Below are 19276 nucleotides of genomic sequence, written 5' to 3' on the forward strand. Positions count from 1 at the left end.
CTCGCGCTTCACCTGAAACCAGAAGGAACATTCATGACAATCATCGATGGCGAGCGGCACGAGATCCCGCCCACCGAGCCCAAGAAGAAGCGCGACAAGACTCACTGGCTCTACATCGCCGTGATCATCGCCGTGATCGCCGGTGTGGCCGTCGGCCTGCTGTGGAAGGACTTCGGCGTCGAGCTGGCCGTTCTCGGCACGCTGTTCGTCAGCCTGATCAAGATGATGATCAGCCCGGTCATCTTCTGCACCATCGTCCTCGGCATCGGATCGGTCCGCGCCGCAGCCAGTGTCGGTCGCGTCGGCGGCCTGGCTCTGGCCTACTTCATCGCAATGTCGACCATCGCACTCGGCATCGGCATGGTCGTCGGCAACCTCATCCAGCCGGGCGAGGGACTCAACATCGTTCCTGGTGGTGGCGCCGAGTACGCCGAGGACGCGGAGGGTGCCGGCGGCACCATGGACTTCATCGCCGGCATCATCCCGGACACACTGTTGTCCTCGCTGACCGCGGGTAGCGTGCTGCAGACTCTCTTCGTCGCCATCCTGGTCGGCTTCGCGCTGCAGGCCATGGGCAAGCAGGGCGAAGGAATCCTCAAAGGCATCGGTGCAGTGCAGAAGCTCGTCTTCCGCATCCTCACCATGATCCTGTGGCTCGCCCCGATCGGTGCCTTCGGCGCCATCGCCGGTGTCGTCGGCAAGACAGGGTTCGACGCGGTGATTCAGCTCGGCACGCTGATGCTGGCCTTCTACATCACCTGCTTCATCTTCGTCTTCGGGTTCCTGGGTCTGATTCTGCGATTCGTCACCGGTTTCTCCATCTTCAAGCTGGCGAAGTACCTGGGCCGGGAGTACCTGCTCATCGTCGCGACCAGCTCCTCCGAGTCGGCCCTGCCGCGTTTGATCGCCAAGATGGAGCACGTCGGAGTCGAACGGACCACCGTAGGCATCGTCGTCCCCACCGGGTACTCGTTCAACCTCGACGGCACCGCGATCTACCTGACGATGGCCTCGATCTTCATCGCCGACGCCATGAACATGCCGCTCTCGATCGGTGAGCAGTTCTCCCTCCTGCTGTTCATGATCATCGCCTCGAAGGGTGCAGCCGGAGTGTCCGGTGCCGGCTTGGCCACCTTGGCCGGCGGTCTGCAGAGCCACCGTCCCGAGTTGCTGGACGGCGTCGGTCTCATCGTCGGCATCGACCGATTCATGTCCGAGGCCCGCGCACTGACCAACTTCTCCGGCAACGCGGTGGCGACCCTGCTCGTGGGCACTTGGACCAAGACCCTCGATGCCGGACGTGTCAAGGAAACGCTGGACGGCCAGCATCCGTTCGATGAAGCAACCATGGTCGACGACCACCTCCCCGAGGACGACCGACCCGCCGACAAGCAGGTCGTCATCGAAAAAGCCGCCGCCAAGGCGTAATACCTGCCGGGCGCCGCGCATCCCCCCGTCGCCCGGTTCGGAAGAACGCAAGTACGACCCCGCCACCAGCGGGGTCGTACTTGCTTTTGTGCGTCGGTTCCATTCTGTCGGTACTCACAGGTAAGTTCGGGTGATGACTGAAGTTCAGAACATCGGCATCAACACGCTGGGTGGTGCGCCCACCTCGCTCGACGAGTACGCCGGAAGAGCCGTCCTCGTGGTCAATGTCGCCTCCAAGTGTGGACTGACCCCGCAGTACGAGAAGCTCGAGAAGCTCGCCAACGAATACTCGGCCCGTGGCCTCTCGGTCGTCGGAGTGCCCTGCAACCAATTCGGTGGCCAGGAGCCCGGTACCGCCGAAGAAATCGAAACTTTCTGCTCCACCACGTACGGCGTCACGTTCGCGATGACCGAGAAGGTCGACGTCAACGGTGACAACCAGCACCCGTTGTACGCCGAATTGACCCAGGCCGAGGACGCCGACGGCAAGGCCGGAGACGTCCAGTGGAACTTCGAGAAGTTCCTGATCTCGCCCGACGGAGTCGTCACGAACCGCTTCCGTCCGCGCACCGAGCCGGACGCCCCCGAGGTGCTCGCCGCGATCGACAAGATCCTGCCGAAGGAAACGATCGCCGTTTAGCTTCTGTCTGCATCGACGTCGAGCCTCGTTCACACTGGTGTGCGAGGCTCGAGTCATGTCTGGACGCCTGATCGTGTCGGTGAGCGGAATCAAGAACGACACCTACGAGCACGCCGCCGAGTTCGCGCGAATCCTCGACGGACGAGGCGTCCCGCTGTCGCTGCTCGTCGCGCCTCGGTTGAAGGACAAGTACCGCCTCGCAGCGGACGTGCCCACTCAGGAGTGGTTGCGGGCCCGACGCGACGGTGGCGACGCGATCGTTCTGCACGGCTACGACCAGGCCGCGACGAAGCGTCGACGCTCCGAGTTCTCCGCACTACCGCGTCACGAAGCCCGACTTCGATTGATGGCCGCTGACCGCGTCATGGAACAGACCGGCCTGCGCACCCGAGTGTTCGCCGCTCCGCGCTGGATCGCCTCACCCGGAGCCGTCGAAGCCCTGCCCGACGCCGGCTTCCGAACCCTCGCTTCACTGAACGGCATTCACGATCTCGATCGTGACGGAGTCGTGCGCGCTCGGGTGTGGGGAATCGGCGAAGGATTCAAAGCCGAACCCTGGTGGTTCAAAGCTCTGGTACTCGGCGCAGGCCGCACCGCCCGACGCGGCGGAGTGGTGCGCCTGGCCATCAGTGCCAAGCAACTCGGACGGCCCGCGCCGCGGCAGGCAGTCCTCGACGCGATCGACCTCTCCCTACACCACGGAGCCGAGGCCGGCGTGTACGAATGGATCCCGCGAACCAAAGCCCGCGTGGCGTAGTTCCTCGCTGCACCCCCGGCTCTGCGTCAATGGACCCTTGCACGGCCCAGACGTATGCAAAGCGCCACTCACGCGCACCGAGTAGCTGCGTGAATGTGCCACTGCACCGCTCAGACGTGTGCAGTGGTCCATTGACGCGAACGGGGTGGGTGCGGTCGTAGACTCGGATCGATGAGTGCCTCGAGTGTGACCCTGGACGACATCGCCCACGCACATCGACTTCTGCGCGAACGCAATCCGTTGGTGCAGTGTCTGACCAACACCGTGTCGGTGCAGTTCGTCGCCAATGCACTGTTGGCTGCCGGGGCTGCTCCCGCGATGGTGGACAACCCCGAGGAAGCGGCCGGCTTCGCCGAGATCGCCGACGCGGTCCTGATCAATCTCGGAACACCGACGGCTGCCCAGGTGGAGAGTGCTCACCTGGCGTCGGCCGCAGCGAGGGCAGCGGGGAAGCCGTGGGTACTCGATCCGGTGGGAGCCGGCGGTCTGCCGTGGCGAACCCAGGTGGCCGTTGAGCTACTTGTCAACCGGCCCAGCGTCATTCGTGCAAACGCGTCGGAGGTGATGGGTCTGGCGGGCGCTGAGGGTGGATCAAGGGGAGTGGATTCGTCTGCGCACGCGGCAGATTCGGTCGATGCGGCGCGTTCTTTGCTGGACCGAGCCGAGGTGGTGGCTGCATCGGGGGAGACCGATCACATTCTCGGCCCCGACGGCATGGTGAAGGTGGGTGGCGGAAGCGCACTGCTGCAACGGGTTACGGCTACCGGGTGTGCGCTCGGTGCGCTGACGGCGGCGTACTGCTCGGTTGCTCCGACTGTGCTGATCGGTGCCGTCGCCGCGCATGCGCATGTTGCGGTGGCGTCGGAGATCGCGGCCCGGTCGACTTCGCGGCCGGGATCCTTCGCCGTCGCATTCCTCGACGGACTCGACACGGTCGACGAGTCGGCAATTCGTGAATTGGTTCGGCTCGACATCGGCTGGCCTGAATGACACGCGCTCCAGTGTGCAACTGGTGCTCCACTGTGCAGCAATATGCGTGGGAATGTCGCGAAATGTGCGCGTAGTGGTGCGAAAAATGCAGATCGCTGCGGAGGTTACGCCCTCTTGACCGAAACGTGATGTAACGGAACATGTTTGCGAGTGGACATACCTGGCGTCGGACAAATCGAACCAGGCGGTCTACATGAAACGACTTCTGCTCCTTGCAGTCGGTGCAACAGCTCTCGTCGCGTGCGGCGGGTCGGAGCAGGGAACGCCGTCGGCAGCACCGTCCTCGGCCGTTTCGGCGACCACACCGGAAAGCCCAGCACAGGTGACGCCGGATCCGGCAACCGAAGGAACGCAGCCGCAGCAGACCCCGCCCGAGGAGGCCGGCGACCTGGTTCCGATGGGCCCGCCTGACGACGAGCCGCAGTGTCTCGATCTGGCGTCGGCACCGGTGACACAGGCCGTGGACTCGCTGCCGCTGGTGTTCGCCGATTCACCCTGGGTCGCCACCGACATGGGCGATCCGTGTGCGTCGTTCACCTGGGTGGAAGCGCTGCCGTACGGCGCGACGGTGAGCTCGCCGACGCATCTGCTGTTCTTCCACGACGCCGAGTATCTGGGCACGGCCACGCTCGAGCCCTACGGATTCACTTCTGTGGCGGCGCAATCCGTCGATACCGTCACAGTGAACTACCGCTGGCCGCTCGCGAACGACGCCAACGCCAATCCCACCGGCGGCCCGGTGACGATCGACTATCGCTGGGACGGGACGCAGGTGACCATGATCGGCACCCTCCCGCCCGAGGTCACCGGCTAGATCGAGACGGACGATTCCTCGGGAAGCTCGCGGATTTCGGCGTCGGACATCTCCTTGAAGCGGCCGTAGTAGACGCCCCTCGCCTGTTCCGCGACGATGGCCTGGTGAATGGGAAACGCCATCCTCGGGGCCACTGCGCGCAGGAACTCGACGGTCTCGGAGAGCTTCGACCACGGCGCGGCTGCGGGAAGCGCGAGCACCTCGACCTGCTGCTCGGGGACGAACAGCGAGTCGCCCGGGTGGAACAGCTGGCCTGGATTCTCCGGAGTGCCGAGCAGGTAGCCGGTGTTGTCGATCTCCGGCAGTTCGGGATGAATGACGGCATGAGTGCCGCCCACGCCGGTGACGGTGATGCCGCCGACAGTGAAGGCCTTGCCTGCAGGAGCCGCCGCCCACTTGCCGCCGAGTTGGCCCGCGGTCATCGGATCGGCGTGTAGTGCCGCTCGCGGATTGGCCTCGACGAGAGCGGGAAGTCGTTGCAGATCGACGTGATCCGGGTGCTGATGGGTGACGAGGATGGCGTCGAGTCCGGTGATGCCCTCGAACCCGTGGGAGAACGTGCCCGGATCGAACAGGACGGTGGTGCCGTTGAGTTCGACGAGAACGCAGGAATGTCCGAAGTGAGTCAGCCGCATGGACTCCACAGTAAGCGCGGTTTCGCGCCTCCCGCCAGGGCTGCGTAGACTCCCACCTGCCGGTAACTGTCTTGCTGTACGTATTTCAAGGAGCACTTTCGTGGCCCGAGTCGTTGTCGATGTCATGCCCAAGGCCGAGATTCTCGATCCGCAGGGTCAGGCGATCGCGGGTGCGCTCGGCCGTCTGGGAATCTCCGGCGTGTCCGACGTTCGCCAGGGCAAGCGTTTCGAGCTCGAGATCGACGATTCCGTCGACGACGCGGAGCTCGAGAAAATCGCCGAATCGCTGCTCGCCAACACGGTGATCGAGGACTGGAAAGTGACCCGCATCTCATGAGCGCCCGCGTAGGTGTCATCACCTTCCCCGGCACACTCGACGACGTCGACGCCTCCCGCGCAGTCACCCTTGCCGGCGGAGAAGCCGTCAGTCTGTGGCACGCCGACGCCGATCTGAAGAACGTCGACGCCATCGTCGTACCCGGCGGATTCTCCTACGGCGACTACCTCCGGGCCGGCGCAATCGCCCGCTTCGCTCCCGTGATGGAGTCCGTCGTGAAAGCAGCCGAGGGCGGTATGCCGGTTCTCGGTATCTGCAACGGCTTTCAGGTGCTCTGTGAGGTGGGGCTCCTTCCAGGCGCGCTGACCCGCAACGAAGGGCTCCACTTCGTCTGCCGCGATCAGTGGCTGGCAGTGGAGAACACCGACACTGCGTGGTCGTCGCGCTACGAGCCCGGTGCGGAGATCCTGATTCCGGTCAAGAACGCCGAAGGTCGCTTCCAAGCACCGCAGAACGTGCTCGACGAGCTCGAGGGCGAGGGCCGGGTGGTGTTCCGTTACAGCGGAACCAACCCGAACGGATCGCAGCGCGGGATCGCCGGTATCTCCTCGGCCAACGGCCGGGTCGTCGGTTTGATGCCGCACCCCGAGCACGCCACCGAGCCACTGACCGGACCGAGTGACGACGGCTTGGGCATCTTCTACTCGGCACTGGACACGATCGTCAACTCCTGACTCGAACCTGTCGGTGGCGGCGGTTATCGTGCCGCCATGACACTGACGTTGGGCATGATCACGTTCGACACCACCGATCCGAAACCGCTCGCACGCTGGTGGGCGGCGCAGGTGGACGGAACGATCGTGGAGGAGAACGACGGCTGGTTCTACGTCGTCGAACTCGCCGCCGCGCCGTACCGAATGGCCTTTCAGAAGATCGACGACCCGACGCCCGGCAAGAATCGCGTCCACCTCGACATGACCACCGCTGATCTCGACGGTGAGGTCGCGCGCCTGCTCGAGGCGGGTGCGAGTGAAGTTGCCCAGCACACCATGGGCGACTTTCGTTGGGTCACCCTGACCGATCCCGACGGCAACTCGTTCTGCGTGTCCGGGTCGCACTGAGCGGATGCCCGCCCAATCGTGGGTCACCCTGATCGTCGGTGTGCTCGCCGTCCTCGGAGTCGCTCTCACCATTCGTCAGCGCACCGTCGCCGACAAACGGGCCCAGGCTTGGCAACGCATCACCTGGTGCCTCGACCACACCGTCAGTGACAGTGATGACGAAGCAGAACTCGGCTGGGACGTCTTTGCGACGGTCACCGACTCCCCGCTCATCACCAGCACCGAACGCAAGGTGCTGCTGGCCGTTGCGGGCCGATCTGCACGTCGCGCACTGGCGCAACCGCGCGAAACCGAGGACACTGACGGCGAGAGCGAGCAGGAGGACCCGCGATGACCACCACCGACGAACGCAACGTCAGAGCACCACGGCCCACGGTCGCCGCCGCCGCTGCCCGCGCGTACATCACCATGGCCGAACGCGATCATCAACCCGTACCCGACTGGATTCGCGACGCTGCAGCCGGACGGCCCACCACTCCGCCGCCCGAATAGCGGGTCTACCGGCACGTGATCGCGGTCAGGCCGCGCACGCTCGCAGCTCTGCCAAGGTAGAGGCGAAAACTCCCGTGGGCCCGCTCGATACGTCGCAGTACTCGCCGTCTCGCCAGAAGAACACCGAGCGTGACAGTGGGCTCGGCGTGTCACGACTGAACATATCTGCCAGATCGGCGAGCTCGGCTGCTGCCGCGAGCGCCACGTCGGCGTTGCGTGGCCGGTGAAAAATGAACTCGTAGGCATTGGGAACGACGAACAATACGCCGTACAGACATTCGCCGAGGTGTGCGGAGATCAGCGTGGACATATCGGCGACTTTCGACGCGAGGTAGATCGAATCGCCGCTGAGGACGTCGATGTCGATGCCGTTTCTGCTGAGAATTCGGCCGTCCTCGAACTTCAGCGCTGCGGTGTTCCTTCGGCCGGCTGCCCAGGCGGCGTTCAGATCTCGGCCTACGAGATGTCGATCTGCCAGTGTCACAGCGCGATTCGGAGAAGACAGGTTCAGTACCCGCCTCGGTGCGCCCGGCACGTCGAGTAGCGGGACGGAATACTCGTACTCGCACTCACCCATAGCCGCCAGGGCGGACGGAGCGATGACGCGCTCGCGCAGCCTCGAGTGGAACTCGTCGTCCGACAGTCCGGTGAAGAACGTGGGATCCGCCTCGCGCATCGTCTCGATCATGAGGTCGACATGGCCGGCGATGATGCCGTCCCACGCCGATCGACTCACCCCGGAGCACCGAGCGAACACATTGTTCAGTGACATACGAACGCCCGAGCCCACCGCCAAAGTCGTCGCGTCCTCTCGGTGAACCACCACCCCTCGCTTACGAAATGCTTCGATCGTCTTCATCCGCACGATGGCGAATGTGGTCGCATGAACTGCGCCGTAGTCAGGCAAAGAATGAAATTTCATGACGTTGTCCCCCCGGTCGGTGTGTGCTCTCGAGGTGTTCGACGCGGCGGCTGCCACAATGGTTCCCATGTCGACTCACGCCTCCGCAACCGGTCTCTGCAACTTCGTCGACGTCTCGCCGTCCCCGTTCCATGTGTGTCGGACGGTGTCGGTGCAGCTCGAGGATGCCGGGTTCGTGCGGCTGGACGAGACCGATGCATGGCCGACCGAGGCGGGTCGCTACTACCTCATCCGCGGCGGTTCGCTCGTCGCGTGGAGTACCGAGCGTGATTCGGGTCGTTCCGCAGGCTCCACTCCCGATGGCCCCTTCCGCATCGTCGGCGGACACACCGACAGCCCGAACCTCCGCGTGAAGCAGCATCCCGATCTGCAGTCCGCAGGCTGGCAGATGGTGGGCCTCGAACCGTACGGCGGCGCGTGGCTCAACTCCTGGCTCGACCGCGATCTGGGTATCTCCGGCCGGTTGAGTGTGCGCGACGGAAATGCCGTGCGCGAGGTGCTGGTGAAAGTCGACGAGCCCATTCTGCGAGTTCCTCAGCTGGCGATCCACCTGTCCGAGGATCGTAAGGGCGTCACCCTCGATCCGCAGCGGCACGTCAATGCCATTTGGGGAGTAGGCAATTCGCCGCAGTCGTTCATCTCCTACGTCGCCGAGCGAGAAGGCGTCGACCCGCATTCGGTGTTGGGTTGGGAGCTGATGACACACGATCTCGCGCCCAGTGCCGTCGTGGGCGTCGAGTCCGAGCTGGTCAGTGCGCCGCGTCTGGACAATCAAGGTACCTGCTACGCCGGAACTCAGGCTTTGCTTGCAGCAGTCGACAATCCGACTGCCGTCACGCCGGTTCTTGCGCTGTTCGATCACGAGGAAGTCGGCAGCATGTCCGACCGCGGCGCGTTCTCGGATCTGCTGAACACCGTGCTCGAGCGCATCGTGATCGGACGCGGCGGTGGCCGTGAGGAGTTTCTCCGCGCGATGGCCGGATCCGTCTGTGCATCGGGCGATATGGCACACGCAACGCATCCGAACTACCCGGATCGGCACGAGCCTGCGCACCGCATCGAGCTCGGCGGGGGACCGGTGCTGAAGGTCAACCAGAACCTGCGCTACGCAACGGATTCCGCGGGTGCGGGTGCCTTCGCACTAGCGTGTGATCAGGCCGGAGTTCCCCTGCAGCGCTACGTACATCGCGCCGATCTGCCGTGCGGATCGACCATCGGGCCGATCACTGCGTCGCGCACCGGACTGTCGACGGTGGACGTCGGTGCAGCGCAGCTCGCCATGCACTCCTCGCGAGAGTTGATGGGAGCCGCGGACGTGAAGCTGTACGCCGACGCCTTGGCGGCCTTCCTCGCCCCTGCCTGAGCCCGATCACCGGTCGCAAACGCGCGCGCATTCGTCAGCTGCGCGCGGATTCGCTACCTAATCCGGGGTGATTCAGCAAACGCGCGCGCGTTTGCGAATCCCGATGGGGCGGAGGGTGTGGGCGGAAGCCGAATACCGCGGCGCGACATCGTTCCTCGTTCGGCAATCGCAAACGCGCGCGCATTCGCCAGGTGCGCGCGGATTCGCTACCTAATCCGGGGTGATTCAGCAAACGCGCGCGCGTTTGCGAATCCCGATGGCCCAGCGCTGCGAATCCCGATGGCCCAGCGCGGCGGACCCGCGCGCTACACAGGATCGAGTTGCAGACACGCATCCGCCGCGAGCCAGAACAACTGTTCGCGCACTGTTGTTGCCTTGGTCCAGCCGCGGTGATCCCAGTCGGCGGCCAGGGAGTCACCGGCGTACAGCAGTTGCGCGAATCGCACTCCGCGGAATCGGGCAACGGCGCAGAAGGCCGAGGCTTCCATGTCGACGGTTCGGCAGCCCTCTTCGACGCGACGGGAGACGCGCGCACGGGTCTCGCGGTAGAGCGCATCCGTCGTCCAGGACCGGCCGGTGACGAAGTCGATTCCGGCGTCGGTGAGCACCGACTGCAGCACGGCCACTCCGTCCGGATCGGCGTCGACCACCCGGCCCGGCGGTAGGTAGTGGAACGAGGTGCCCTCGTCGCGAATGGCGCTGTCGACCACCATGACGTGTCCCATGCCCAGGTCGTCGGACAGTGCTCCCGCGCCGCCCACGGCCACGAACTGCGTGCAGCCCATCGCGATGGCCTCCTCGAGGAACAGTGCGGCCAGTGGCGCGCCGACGCCGGGGTGGAAGACGGCAAGCTTCTGCCCGTTCCGTTCGATCTCGTACACGGGGTGTTCGCCGTGCTCGGAGCGCATGATCGAGACGACTCGGGCGTCGCCTTTCGCGCAGATGCTCTCGATCACCTCGGAGAAGAAACAGACGACGGCTTTCGGCGGGACGTCGACTCCCTTGGCCACCATCGACGGGTCGATGACGCCCGTTTCGTCCAGATCGTCCTCGGTCAGCGCGATGTCCATGAGGTGATGTTCGCACGACCGAAGCGCAGCCCTGCACGACCGATGCCATACATGTCGCAGGGTCCCGATAGACTCTCCCTGGCATTTCGCTCCATCGAAGGGACCTATTCCTCGTGTCCGCTAGCTCCGTACCCACAGACACCGTCTCCAACGCCGTCGCCACCCCCGACGTTGCGCAGCCGTACAAGGAACTCGGACTCAAGGACGACGAATACGTCCGCATCAAGGAAATCCTCGGCCGTCGGCCCACCGACGCCGAATTGGCGATGTATTCCGTCATGTGGAGCGAGCACTGCTCGTACAAGTCCTCGAAGGTGCACCTGAAGTACTTCGGCGAGACCACCACCGACGAGATGCGCAAGCCCATGCTCGCCGGTATCGGTGAGAACGCGGGCGTCGTCGACGTCGGCGACGGTTGGGCCGTCACCTTCAAGGTGGAGAGCCACAATCACCCGTCGTACGTCGAGCCCTACCAGGGTGCAGCCACCGGCGTCGGCGGCATCGTCCGCGACATCATGGCCATGGGCGCGCGCCCGATCGCCGTCATGGACCAGCTGCGATTCGGTGCTGCGGATGCACCCGATACGCGCCGCGTCCTGAGCGGCATCGTCGCAGGCGTCGGCGGTTACGGAAACTCCCTCGGCCTGCCCAACATCGGCGGCGAGACGGTGTTCGACGCCTCCTACGCCGGTAACCCCTTGCTGAACGCCCTGTGTGCCGGCGTCATGCGCGTCGAGGACATGCACCTTGCCTTCGCGTCGGGCCTGGGCAACAAGATCATTCTGTTCGGTGCCCGCACCGGTCTCGACGGCATCGGCGGCGTGTCCGTCCTCGCCTCGGAGACGTTCGACGGTGACGAGACCGGCGGCGGCCGCAAGAAGCTCCCCGCGGTCCAAGTGGGCGATCCGTTCACCGAGAAGGTGCTCATCGAAGCCTGCCTCGAGCTGTACTCCAACAAGTTGGTCGTCGGCATCCAGGACCTCGGCGGTGCCGGGTTGTCGTGCGCCACTTCGGAACTCGCCTCCGCCGGCAGTGGTGGCATGCACATCGAGCTAGAGAAGGTGCCGATGCGCGCCACCGGCATGACGCCCGCCGAGGTGCTCTCGAGCGAATCCCAGGAGCGCATGTGCGCGGTGGTGACGCCCGACAACGTCGACGCGTTCATGGCCGTCTGCAAGAAGTGGGACGTGCTGGCCACCGTCATCGGTGAGGTCACCGACGGTGAACATCTGCAGATCACCTGGCACGGCGACACCGTCGTCGATGTTCCGCCGAAGACCGTTGCGCACGAGGGACCGGTCTACAACCGTCCGGTGCAGCGTCCCGCCACTCAGGACGACCTGGTAGCGAACACCACTGCGTCGCTGCAGCGCCCGGAAACCGGGGACGAGCTGAGGGCGACGCTGAAGAAGATGATCGGCTCGCCGCAGCTGTGCAGCCGCCGGTTCATCACCGAGCAGTACGACCGCTACGTGCGCGGCAACACCGTCCTCGCCGAGAACGCCGATGCCGGAGTGATCCGCATCGACGAGAAGACCGGTCGCGGAATCGCTTTGGCCACCGACGCGTCGGGCCGCTACACCGCACTCGATCCGTATCGAGGTGCACAGCTCGCGCTCGCCGAGGCGTTCCGCAACGTCGCGGTCACCGGCGCGACGCCCAAGGCCGTCACCAACTGCCTGAACTTCGGCTCGCCCGAGGACCCGGGCGTCATGTGGCAGTTTCAGCAGGCCGTGCGTGGACTGGCCGACGGCTGCGTCACCCTCGGCATCCCGGTGACCGGCGGCAACGTCAGTTTCTACAACCAGACCGGTGCCGAGCCGATCCTGCCGACGCCCGTCGTCGGTGTTCTCGGCGTCATCGACGACGTCCATCGCCGCATCCCCACCGGTCTCGGTCTCGAGCCCGGTGAGACGCTCATCCTGCTCGGCGACACCTACGACGAGTTCGACGGGTCCATCTGGGCGCAGGTCGAGCACGATCACCTCGGTGGCGTACCGCCGAAGGTCGATCTCGCCCGCGAGCAGCTGCTGGCCGACATCCTGCTATCGTCCTCGCGTGACGGTCTGGTCTCGGCGGCACACGACCTGTCCGAGGGCGGCCTCGCCCAGGCCGTCGTCGAAGCCGCTCTGGCCGGCGAAACCGGTTGCCGCATCATCCTTCCCGAGGGCACCGATCCGTTCGTGACGCTGTTCTCCGAGTCCTCGGGCCGCGTACTGGTCGCGGTACCGCGCACGGAAGAAACTCGCTTCACCGGCATGTGCACCGCCCGCGGTCTGCCGTGGGCGCGCATCGGGGTCGTCGACGAGGGCTCGGACTCGATCGAGGTGCAAGGGCAGTTCTCCGTCCCGATGACGGAACTGCGCGAGACGTTCGAGAGCACTCTTCCCAGACTCTTCGGCTGACCGAGGTGGGGGGACAGGTATCGGAGCGTCGGAAGGAGACCGAGCCCGCACTCGAGCAGGATCAGCATCACCGGTACCACCTGCCGTCGGTCGAATTCTCGGTCCCGTCGCCCGACAAGCATCCGTTCGTCATGTGGGCGTGGGGCCTGCTGCGCCTGGACTTCACCGGAATCGCGTTCAGCGCGTTGTTCTTCTGCTGGTCGTTGACTCCGTCTCTGCTCCCTCGGGGATGGTTGTTCCAGGGCATCATCGGCGGTATCAACGCGGCCATCGGCTACGCATTCGGCATCGCGGTGGGGTGGGCCGTGACCCGATGGTGGCTCTCGTCCCGATCGTGGTGGCCGTTGCCTCGCACGGTCGAGCTGGCCGTCAAAGTCGCTGTGCCCGTAATGGCGATCGCGGCATCGATGATCATGCTGGCGATCTCGGCGGAATGGCAGCGTGAGCTGGCCGCGCTGATGGACGCGGAGGGGACGACCACAACGGGGTACCTCCGCACCGGCGCGCTCAGTATCGCCGTTGCGGCACTGTTGATCTCGGTGTGGCGGGTGTTGCGCGACCTCGTTCGGCTGGTCGCCCGTCAGATCAACCGCATCGTCAAGATGCCGCGAGAAGTGGCCAATGCGCTCGGGGTCGTCGTCCTGGTCGTGCTGTCCGTCGCCCTGGTTCAGGGTGTGCTGCTGCGTGCGGTCTCCGAGGTCACCAACTCGGCCTTCAGCCTGCAGAACGACGAAACCCGGGACGGCGCAGAGCAACCCGTTGCCGACGAACGCTCCGGCAGCCCGAACTCGTTGGCACCGTGGGACACTCTGGGTTTCGAGGGGCGCAACTTCGTCTCGAGTGGGCTGCGCGCCGACGAGATGGAGCGGGCCACGGGCCGTCCGAGTCTCGAGCCGATCCGGGCCTACGCAGGCCTGGAAACCGCAGAGACGCAGGACGAACGACTGAACATCGTGGTCGCCGAACTCGAACGCACCGGGGCATTTCAGCGCGCGGCTCTCGTCGTCGTCCCGACCACCGGAACCGGCTGGGTCAACCCCACCGCCATCGAAGCCGAAGAGCTCATGTTCGACGGCGATGTCGCCACCGTCGCATCCCAGTACTCGTACCTCCCGAGTTGGATCTCCTTCATCGCGGAGGGAGACAAGGCCGCGCAGGCAGGCAAAGCTCTGATCGACAAGGTGCACGACCGCTGGCTGCAGGAACCGGAGGCAACGCGCCCCAAGTTCTACGTCTACGGCGAGAGCCTCGGTACTCAGGCGGGCGAGGGTGCGTTCACCGGCCTGGCCGACATCAGAGCCACCACCGACGGGGTCCTGTGGGTGGGACCGCCGAACAACAACCGCATCTGGAGTCAGTTCGTCAATAGGCGTGACCCGGGAAGTCCCGAGGTTCGGCCGGTGTACTCCGAGGGCCTGACCGTCCGATTCGCCGACAACTCGACGGGCATCCCGCCGGAGGATCAGCCGTGGTACGAGCCGCGGATCCTCTACGTCCAGCACGCGTCGGATCCGGTCGTCTGGTGGTCACCGGACCTGCTGTTCGAGCGTCCCGACTGGCTCTCGGAACCACCGGGACCGGACCGGCTGCCGAGCATGCGATGGTTCCCGGTCGTCACCTTCTGGCAGGTGGCCGCCGATCTGACCAACGCCGCAGGCGTTCCCGACGGGCATGGCCACAACTACGGAACCCTCGTGCTCGACGGCTGGGTGGCCGTCGCTGCGCCCGAGGGGTGGACCGACCGCGACACCGAACGAGTTCGCGGCGTCATGGAGCAGTTCGCCGGCCGAGACGGTCCCGAGAAGTGAACACCGAAGCGCTGCTGGTCGGCTCAGCGACGACGGCGTGGAGCACGGTCGTGCTGCCGTCGACAGGTCTCGATGCCCGGGGACGGGCGGTGGCCAATGCTTCGTTCGCCGTCGGTGTGGCTGCACTGTCCCGAACGGACGCGGAGAAACTCGGTCTACGCAACACTGCTGCCGGTCTGAAATGGGGCGCTGCGGCGTCGGCGATTCCGGTGTTCGGAGCTGCCGTCGTCGCGGCGATTCCGGCGTTGCGACGCCGTGTCCGGCCGTCCGAGGACGATCTGGCCGAGTGGGTGCTGTTTCGGATTCCGGTGGGGACGGTGCTGACCGAGGAGTTGCTGTTCCGCGGTGTGCTCGACGCCGCGTCGCCGGTGCTGTCGCCGATCTTCTTCGGCCTGTGGCACATCCACCCGGCTCGCTCTGCGGGTGACAGCGTGGTCGGAACAGTGGTCGCGACCACGGCCGCGGGCGTGGTGTTCTCGTGGTTGCGGTCCCGCAGCGGGAGCGTGCTCGCCCCGGCCTTGCTGCACTACTTCCTCAACGCCAGCGGTGCCGTGCTGGCGCATCTCGCGGCGAACGACAGGAGTCGGTAGCAGTGCCACCGCACAAAGAAGTCGGCCCCGCCGAGGTACGTGACGCCGTTCTGGCCGTCGAGCAATGGATCAAGGGTGAGGCGGACAAGCCTGCGCGGGCGCAGATCGCCGCCGCTGTACGCACCACCGCCAGAACTCTCGGTCAGAATGCACCGGGATCCTCGGTGGAGGTGCGGGTGCCGCCGTTCGTCGCGGTGCAGTGCATCGAGGGTCCGCGTCACACGCGGGGGACCCCGCCGAACGTGGTCGAGACCGATGCGCTGACGTGGCTGCAGGTGGTCACCGGAGTCCGCGATTTCGCCGAGGCGCTCGCCGACGGATCCATCGATGCGTCGGGCAGCAGAGCAGCCGAAGTGGGTCGCTGGCTGCCACTGTTGTCCATCAGGTGATCGGCTCGGAATCGGACACTCGTTCACCGACCGGGAATCTCCCGTACACACGATGCGTTGACTCCGGCCGTGTGCCCGTAGACTCGGGCACGGCCCCCCGCCCCGTACCCCCAAGGGAGCAATGCCCGTGACCAACGCCGATTTGTCGGTCGACAGTCCGAATCTTCTGGCAGGCAAACCGCTCGACGAACCGGAGAACGAACCGCGCGAGGAGTGCGGAGTGTTCGGAGTGTGGGCACCGGGCGAGGATGTGGCCAAGCTCTCCTATTACGGCCTCTACGCGCTGCAACACCGTGGTCAGGAGGCCGCCGGCATCGCAGTGTCCGACGGCTCCCAGGTGCTGGTGTTCAAGGATCTCGGTCTCGTCAGCCAGGTGTTCGACGAGCAGACACTCGGCGCGATGCCCGGGCACGTCGCCATCGGACACTGCCGCTACTCCACCAGTGGATCGGTCACGTGGGAGAACGCGCAGCCGATCTTCCGCACCACCACCGCCGGCACCGGGATTGCGCTCGGCCACAACGGAAATCTGGTGAACTTCGCCGAGCTCGCCACCAAGGCGCGCGATGCAGGGTTGATCAGCGACCGGCTGCAGGGCAACGGCACCTCGGATTCCGACGTCGTGACCGCGCTGCTGGCGCACAAGGCCGCCGACTGCACCATCGAGCAGGCGGCAATGGAATTGCTGCCACTGCTCAAGGGTGCCTTCTGCCTGACATTCATGGACGAGCACACCCTCTACGCCGCGCGCGACCCGCACGGCGTGCGCCCGCTGTGCCTCGGCCGCCTCGATCGCGGCTGGGTGGTGGCCAGCGAGACGGCGGCACTCGACATCGTCGGTGCCGCGTTCGTCCGCGACATCGAGCCCGGTGAACTGCTCGCGATCGATGCCGACGGTGTCAGGTCCTCGCGATTCGCGGCCCCCGAGCCCAAGGGCTGTGTGTTCGAGTACGTCTACCTCGCCCGGCCCGACAGCGTCATCGGTGGCCGGTCGGTGCACTCGACGCGAGTCGAGATCGGACGACGACTCGCGAAGGAGCATCCGGCCGAGGGTGACCTGGTGATTCCCGTGCCCGAGAGCGGAACTCCCGCCGCGGTCGGTTTCGCGCAGGGCTCCGGCATCCCCTACGGCCAGGGCCTGATGAAGAACGCCTACGTGGGCCGCACGTTCATTCAGCCGTCGCAGACCATCCGCCAACTCGGCATCCGGCTCAAACTCAACCCTCTCAAAGAGGTCATACGGGGCAAAAGGCTGGTGGTGGTGGACGATTCGATCGTTCGCGGCAACACTCAGCGCGCCCTGATCAGGATGCTGCGCGAGGCCGGTGCGCTGGAAATTCACGTGCGTATCGCGTCGCCGCCGGTACGTTGGCCCTGCTTCTACGGCATCGACTTCGCTTCTCCCGCAGAGCTGATCGCCAACGGTGTCGACTCCGAGGACGGCATTCTCGAGGGCGTTCGACAGGCGATCGGCGCCGATTCGCTGGGGTACATCTCCATCGACGGCATGATCGCTGCCTCCGAGCAGCCTGAATCGCGCTTGTGTGCAGCATGTTTCACCGGCAAGTACCCGATCGATCTGCCTGCCGACAATGCGCTCGGCAAGCACGTTCTCGAGGGCCTGCTTGCCTCGGCCGCCGGGCAGCCGGTGGACAACGATGCGAATGTGAGCGCTCTGAGTCGTCCGTGAGCTGGGCGTTCCTGCGAGGGAACAGCGGGGTTTTCTCAATGCCACATATTGGAAACAGTCCGTCGGTACTGTCCTTTCAGTTACATAGGACACACCGATTTGGATAGAGGCATCAGATGACCCTGTCGCCCGACGACGGACGCATGCAGCGCTACAGCGCGGCATCGAAGACCGCCGTGCGCAAGCACAGCAAGAAGACCGCTGCAGTGGCAGCACTGTCGGTACTCGCATTGACTGCGGCGGCCTGCGGCTCGGGCCGCACCGACGACGCCGGCGGATCCGGCGACAGCGGCGGCGGCGAGACGATCACCGTCGGAACCACCGACCAGGTGACGTCACTCGACCCCGCCGGCTCGTACGACAACGGCTCGTTCATGGTGATGAACCAGACGTATCCCTTCCTGATGAACTTCGCCCCCGGTAGCTCCGAGCTCGAGCCCGACGCCGCCGAGAGTTGCGACTTCGCCGAGCCGACCGTCTACACGTGCACGCTCAAGGACGACCTGACGTTCGCGAACGGCAACCCACTGACGAGTGAGAGCGTGAAGTATTCGTTCGATCGAATCGTCGCGATCAACGATCCCAACGGGCCTGCGTCGCTGTTGACCAACCTCGACAGCATCGCCACGCCGGACGAGAAGACCGTCGAGTTCACCCTGAAGGCTGCGAACGACCAGACGTTCCCGCAGATTCTGGCGACCCCGGCAGGCCCGATCGTCGATCAGACCGTCTTCCCGGCAGACTCCGTACTCGACGACGATGCCATCGTGGCGGGTACGCCGTTCGCCGGTCCGTACTCGATCTCGAGCTACGCCAAGAACTCCCTCGTCAGCTTTGCCGCGAACGGCGACTACAACGGCATTCTCGGAACGCCGAAGACGTCGTCGATCAACGTGAAGTACTACACCAGCTCCGACAACCTCAAGCTCGACGTGCAGAACAAGGCCATCGACGTGGCATGGCGCTCGCTGACTCCGACCGACGTCGAATCGCTCGGAGCCGTCGACGGTCTGACGGTGCACGAGGGTCCCGGTGGCGAATCTCGCTACATGGTGTTCAACATGAACACGATGCCCGGCGACACTCCTGAGCAGAAGTTGGCCGTGCGCAAGGCAATTGCGGCCTCCGTCGATCGCCAGGCGCTTTCCGACAGCGTCTACAAGGGCACGTACACCCCGCTGTACTCGGTGGTCCCGACCGGTCTCGAGGGCTCCAACACGGCCTTCTCCGACGTCTACGGCGAGGCACCCGACCGGGACGAGGCTGCCGGATTCCTCTCCGCCGCAGGCGTTGCCACCCCGATCCAGCTCAACCTGCAGTACAACCCGGACCACTACGGTTCGTCCTCGAGCGAGGAGTACGCCGCGATCAAGAGTCAGCTCGACGCGACGGGCCTGTTCAACGTGAACCTGCAGTCGACCGAGTGGAGCACGTACACCAAGGAACGCGTCGCCGACGCGTACCCGGTGTACCAGCTGGGTTGGTTCCCGGACTACCCCGACGCAGACAACTACCTGACGCCGTTCTTCGCACCGGACAACTTCCTGCAGTCGCACTTCGAGAGCCCGGAGATCACCTCGCTGCTCGATCTCGAGCGCACGACGGCCGACGAAAATGCGCGGATGCAGATCATCGGTCAGATTCAGACCGAGCTGGCGACGAACTACCTGCCGACGCTTCCGTTGTTGGAGGGCAAGCAGATCGCCGTCGCCACCGACGAGATCAGCGGTGTCGACGAGACTCTCGACGCCTCGTTCAAGTTCCGTTTCGTCACTCTCGCCAAGAGCTGACCGGTGCCCACTACCGCGGACGCGCCGGTAGGGGAGAAGCAAGCGAAGCAGGCGAGCGCGCCGTCACGATACGGCGCGCTCGCCCGCTATCTCGG

20 protein-coding genes are annotated in these 19276 nt (G+C 65.3%); 17 read left to right on the forward strand and 3 right to left on the reverse strand.

All coding sequences use genetic code 11. The features are described from left to right. Positions 1-33: 33 nt before the first annotated feature. From MTX34_RS06200 to MTX34_RS06220, 5 genes are all read left to right on the forward strand, one after another. On the forward strand, positions 34-1428 hold the full coding sequence (locus MTX34_RS06200; protein WP_243608797.1) for a cation:dicarboxylate symporter family transporter: 1395 nt from the start codon (positions 34-36) through the stop codon (positions 1426-1428). A gap of 130 nt (positions 1429-1558) precedes the next feature. Then, positions 1559-2068, forward strand: a complete 510-nt coding sequence (locus tag MTX34_RS06205) for a glutathione peroxidase (protein ID WP_374230235.1) — start codon at positions 1559-1561, stop codon at positions 2066-2068. A 55-nt stretch (positions 2069-2123) separates the two neighbouring features. Next, positions 2124-2825: a DUF2334 domain-containing protein gene (locus MTX34_RS06210; protein WP_243608798.1), complete on the forward strand. Its 702-nt coding sequence runs from the start codon at positions 2124-2126 to the stop codon at positions 2823-2825. A 171-nt stretch (positions 2826-2996) separates the two neighbouring features. Next, positions 2997-3815, forward strand: coding sequence for a hydroxyethylthiazole kinase (gene thiM, locus MTX34_RS06215; RefSeq protein WP_243593858.1), 819 nt, complete (start codon positions 2997-2999; stop codon positions 3813-3815). A 193-nt stretch (positions 3816-4008) separates the two neighbouring features. After that, the gene (locus MTX34_RS06220; RefSeq protein WP_243608799.1) at positions 4009-4629 is read left to right on the forward strand and encodes an LppP/LprE family lipoprotein; all 621 of its coding nucleotides are present in this window, start codon (positions 4009-4011) and stop codon (positions 4627-4629) included. Here the strand turns inward: MTX34_RS06220 and MTX34_RS06225 are convergent. Further along, a complete protein-coding gene (locus tag MTX34_RS06225) occupies positions 4626-5264 on the reverse strand; it encodes an MBL fold metallo-hydrolase (RefSeq protein WP_243593856.1) in 639 nt (212 codons plus the stop codon). The two genes, MTX34_RS06220 and MTX34_RS06225, sit on opposite strands and share 4 nt — an antisense overlap. 100 nt (positions 5265-5364) lie before the next feature. On the opposite strand from MTX34_RS06225, the gene purS reads away from it, so the two are divergent. The 5 genes from purS to MTX34_RS06250 are packed head-to-tail and all read left to right on the forward strand — an operon-like array spanning position 5365 to position 7154. Continuing rightward, positions 5365-5601 (forward strand): phosphoribosylformylglycinamidine synthase subunit PurS, encoded by a 237-nt coding sequence (purS, locus tag MTX34_RS06230; protein ID WP_032371340.1) that lies wholly within the window; start codon positions 5365-5367, stop codon positions 5599-5601. Next, positions 5598-6275, forward strand: a complete 678-nt coding sequence (gene purQ, locus MTX34_RS06235; RefSeq protein ID WP_243608800.1) for a phosphoribosylformylglycinamidine synthase subunit PurQ — start codon at positions 5598-5600, stop codon at positions 6273-6275. The genes purS and purQ overlap by 4 nt, the downstream gene beginning before the upstream one ends. 36 nt (positions 6276-6311) lie before the next feature. After that, the gene (locus MTX34_RS06240; RefSeq protein ID WP_243608801.1) at positions 6312-6662 is read left to right on the forward strand and encodes a VOC family protein; all 351 of its coding nucleotides are present in this window, start codon (positions 6312-6314) and stop codon (positions 6660-6662) included. A 4-nt stretch (positions 6663-6666) separates the two neighbouring features. Then, on the forward strand, positions 6667-6996 hold the full coding sequence (locus MTX34_RS06245; protein WP_243608802.1) for a hypothetical protein: 330 nt from the start codon (positions 6667-6669) through the stop codon (positions 6994-6996). Further along, entirely contained in the window at positions 6993-7154 is a 162-nt protein-coding gene (locus MTX34_RS06250) for a hypothetical protein (RefSeq protein ID WP_243593851.1), read from the forward strand. Before MTX34_RS06245 ends, MTX34_RS06250 begins: the two co-directional genes overlap by 4 nt. Before the next feature lie 25 nt (positions 7155-7179). Here the strand turns inward: MTX34_RS06250 and MTX34_RS06255 are convergent, their stop codons facing one another. After that, positions 7180-8076, reverse strand: a complete 897-nt coding sequence (locus MTX34_RS06255) for a hypothetical protein (RefSeq protein ID WP_243608803.1) — start codon at positions 8074-8076, stop codon at positions 7180-7182. A 58-nt stretch (positions 8077-8134) separates the two neighbouring features. On the opposite strand from MTX34_RS06255, the gene MTX34_RS06260 reads away from it, so the two are divergent. Beyond that, complete coding sequence (locus tag MTX34_RS06260) at positions 8135-9439, forward strand: M18 family aminopeptidase (RefSeq protein WP_243593973.1); 1305 nt, start codon at positions 8135-8137, stop codon at positions 9437-9439. Positions 9440-9744: 305 nt separating this feature from the next. On the opposite strand, the gene MTX34_RS06265 is transcribed toward MTX34_RS06260, so the two are convergent. After that, a complete protein-coding gene (locus MTX34_RS06265; protein ID WP_243608804.1) occupies positions 9745-10509 on the reverse strand; it encodes a nucleoside phosphorylase in 765 nt (254 codons plus the stop codon). A 113-nt stretch (positions 10510-10622) separates the two neighbouring features. Between MTX34_RS06265 and purL the strand changes: the two genes are divergently transcribed. The 6 genes from purL (at position 10623) to MTX34_RS06295 (ending at position 19181) form a co-directional block, all read left to right on the forward strand. Next, a complete protein-coding gene (gene purL / locus MTX34_RS06270; protein ID WP_243608805.1) occupies positions 10623-12914 on the forward strand; it encodes a phosphoribosylformylglycinamidine synthase subunit PurL in 2292 nt (763 codons plus the stop codon). 80 nt (positions 12915-12994) lie between these two features. Continuing rightward, a complete protein-coding gene (locus tag MTX34_RS06275; protein ID WP_243593972.1) occupies positions 12995-14722 on the forward strand; it encodes an alpha/beta-hydrolase family protein in 1728 nt (575 codons plus the stop codon). After that, positions 14719-15312 carry a CPBP family intramembrane glutamic endopeptidase gene (locus MTX34_RS06280; protein WP_243608806.1) on the forward strand — a complete coding sequence of 198 codons (594 nt, stop codon included), beginning with the start codon at positions 14719-14721 and terminating at the stop codon, positions 15310-15312. Before MTX34_RS06275 ends, MTX34_RS06280 begins: the two co-directional genes overlap by 4 nt. Before the next feature lie 2 nt (positions 15313-15314). Then, on the forward strand, positions 15315-15701 hold the full coding sequence (locus tag MTX34_RS06285) for a sterol carrier family protein (protein WP_243593846.1): 387 nt from the start codon (positions 15315-15317) through the stop codon (positions 15699-15701). 127 nt (positions 15702-15828) lie between these two features. Next, positions 15829-17391, forward strand: coding sequence for an amidophosphoribosyltransferase (gene purF, locus MTX34_RS06290; RefSeq protein ID WP_243593845.1), 1563 nt, complete (start codon positions 15829-15831; stop codon positions 17389-17391). A 143-nt stretch (positions 17392-17534) separates the two neighbouring features. Further along, positions 17535-19181, forward strand: a complete 1647-nt coding sequence (locus MTX34_RS06295; protein WP_374230240.1) for an ABC transporter substrate-binding protein — start codon at positions 17535-17537, stop codon at positions 19179-19181. The last annotated feature ends 95 nt before the right edge of the window (positions 19182-19276 follow it).

Origin of the sequence: Rhodococcus sp. ARC_M5 (assembly GCF_022810405.1) — a bacterium.
Classification (GTDB): domain Bacteria; phylum Actinomycetota; class Actinomycetes; order Mycobacteriales; family Mycobacteriaceae; genus Rhodococcoides; species Rhodococcoides navarretei.

Excerpts from the sequence above, each read along its gene's own strand:
- MTX34_RS06200 (WP_243608797.1), top strand. The coding sequence starts at position 34 with ATGACAATCATCGATGGCGAGCGGCACGAGATCCCGCCCACCGAGCCC.
- MTX34_RS06210 (WP_243608798.1), top strand. The coding sequence starts at position 2,124 with ATGTCTGGACGCCTGATCGTGTCGGTGAGCGGAATCAAGAACGACACC.
- thiM (WP_243593858.1), top strand. The coding sequence starts at position 2,997 with ATGAGTGCCTCGAGTGTGACCCTGGACGACATCGCCCACGCACATCGA.
- MTX34_RS06220 (WP_243608799.1), top strand. The coding sequence starts at position 4,009 with ATGAAACGACTTCTGCTCCTTGCAGTCGGTGCAACAGCTCTCGTCGCG.
- MTX34_RS06225 (WP_243593856.1), bottom strand. The coding sequence starts at position 5,264 with ATGCGGCTGACTCACTTCGGACATTCCTGCGTTCTCGTCGAACTCAAC.
- purQ (WP_243608800.1), top strand. The coding sequence starts at position 5,598 with ATGAGCGCCCGCGTAGGTGTCATCACCTTCCCCGGCACACTCGACGAC.
- MTX34_RS06240 (WP_243608801.1), top strand. The coding sequence starts at position 6,312 with ATGACACTGACGTTGGGCATGATCACGTTCGACACCACCGATCCGAAA.
- MTX34_RS06245 (WP_243608802.1), top strand. The coding sequence starts at position 6,667 with ATGCCCGCCCAATCGTGGGTCACCCTGATCGTCGGTGTGCTCGCCGTC.
- MTX34_RS06250 (WP_243593851.1), top strand. The coding sequence starts at position 6,993 with ATGACCACCACCGACGAACGCAACGTCAGAGCACCACGGCCCACGGTC.
- MTX34_RS06255 (WP_243608803.1), bottom strand. The coding sequence starts at position 8,076 with ATGAAATTTCATTCTTTGCCTGACTACGGCGCAGTTCATGCGACCACA.
- MTX34_RS06260 (WP_243593973.1), top strand. The coding sequence starts at position 8,135 with ATGGTTCCCATGTCGACTCACGCCTCCGCAACCGGTCTCTGCAACTTC.
- MTX34_RS06265 (WP_243608804.1), bottom strand. The coding sequence starts at position 10,509 with ATGGACATCGCGCTGACCGAGGACGATCTGGACGAAACGGGCGTCATC.
- MTX34_RS06295 (WP_374230240.1), top strand. The coding sequence starts at position 17,535 with ATGCAGCGCTACAGCGCGGCATCGAAGACCGCCGTGCGCAAGCACAGC.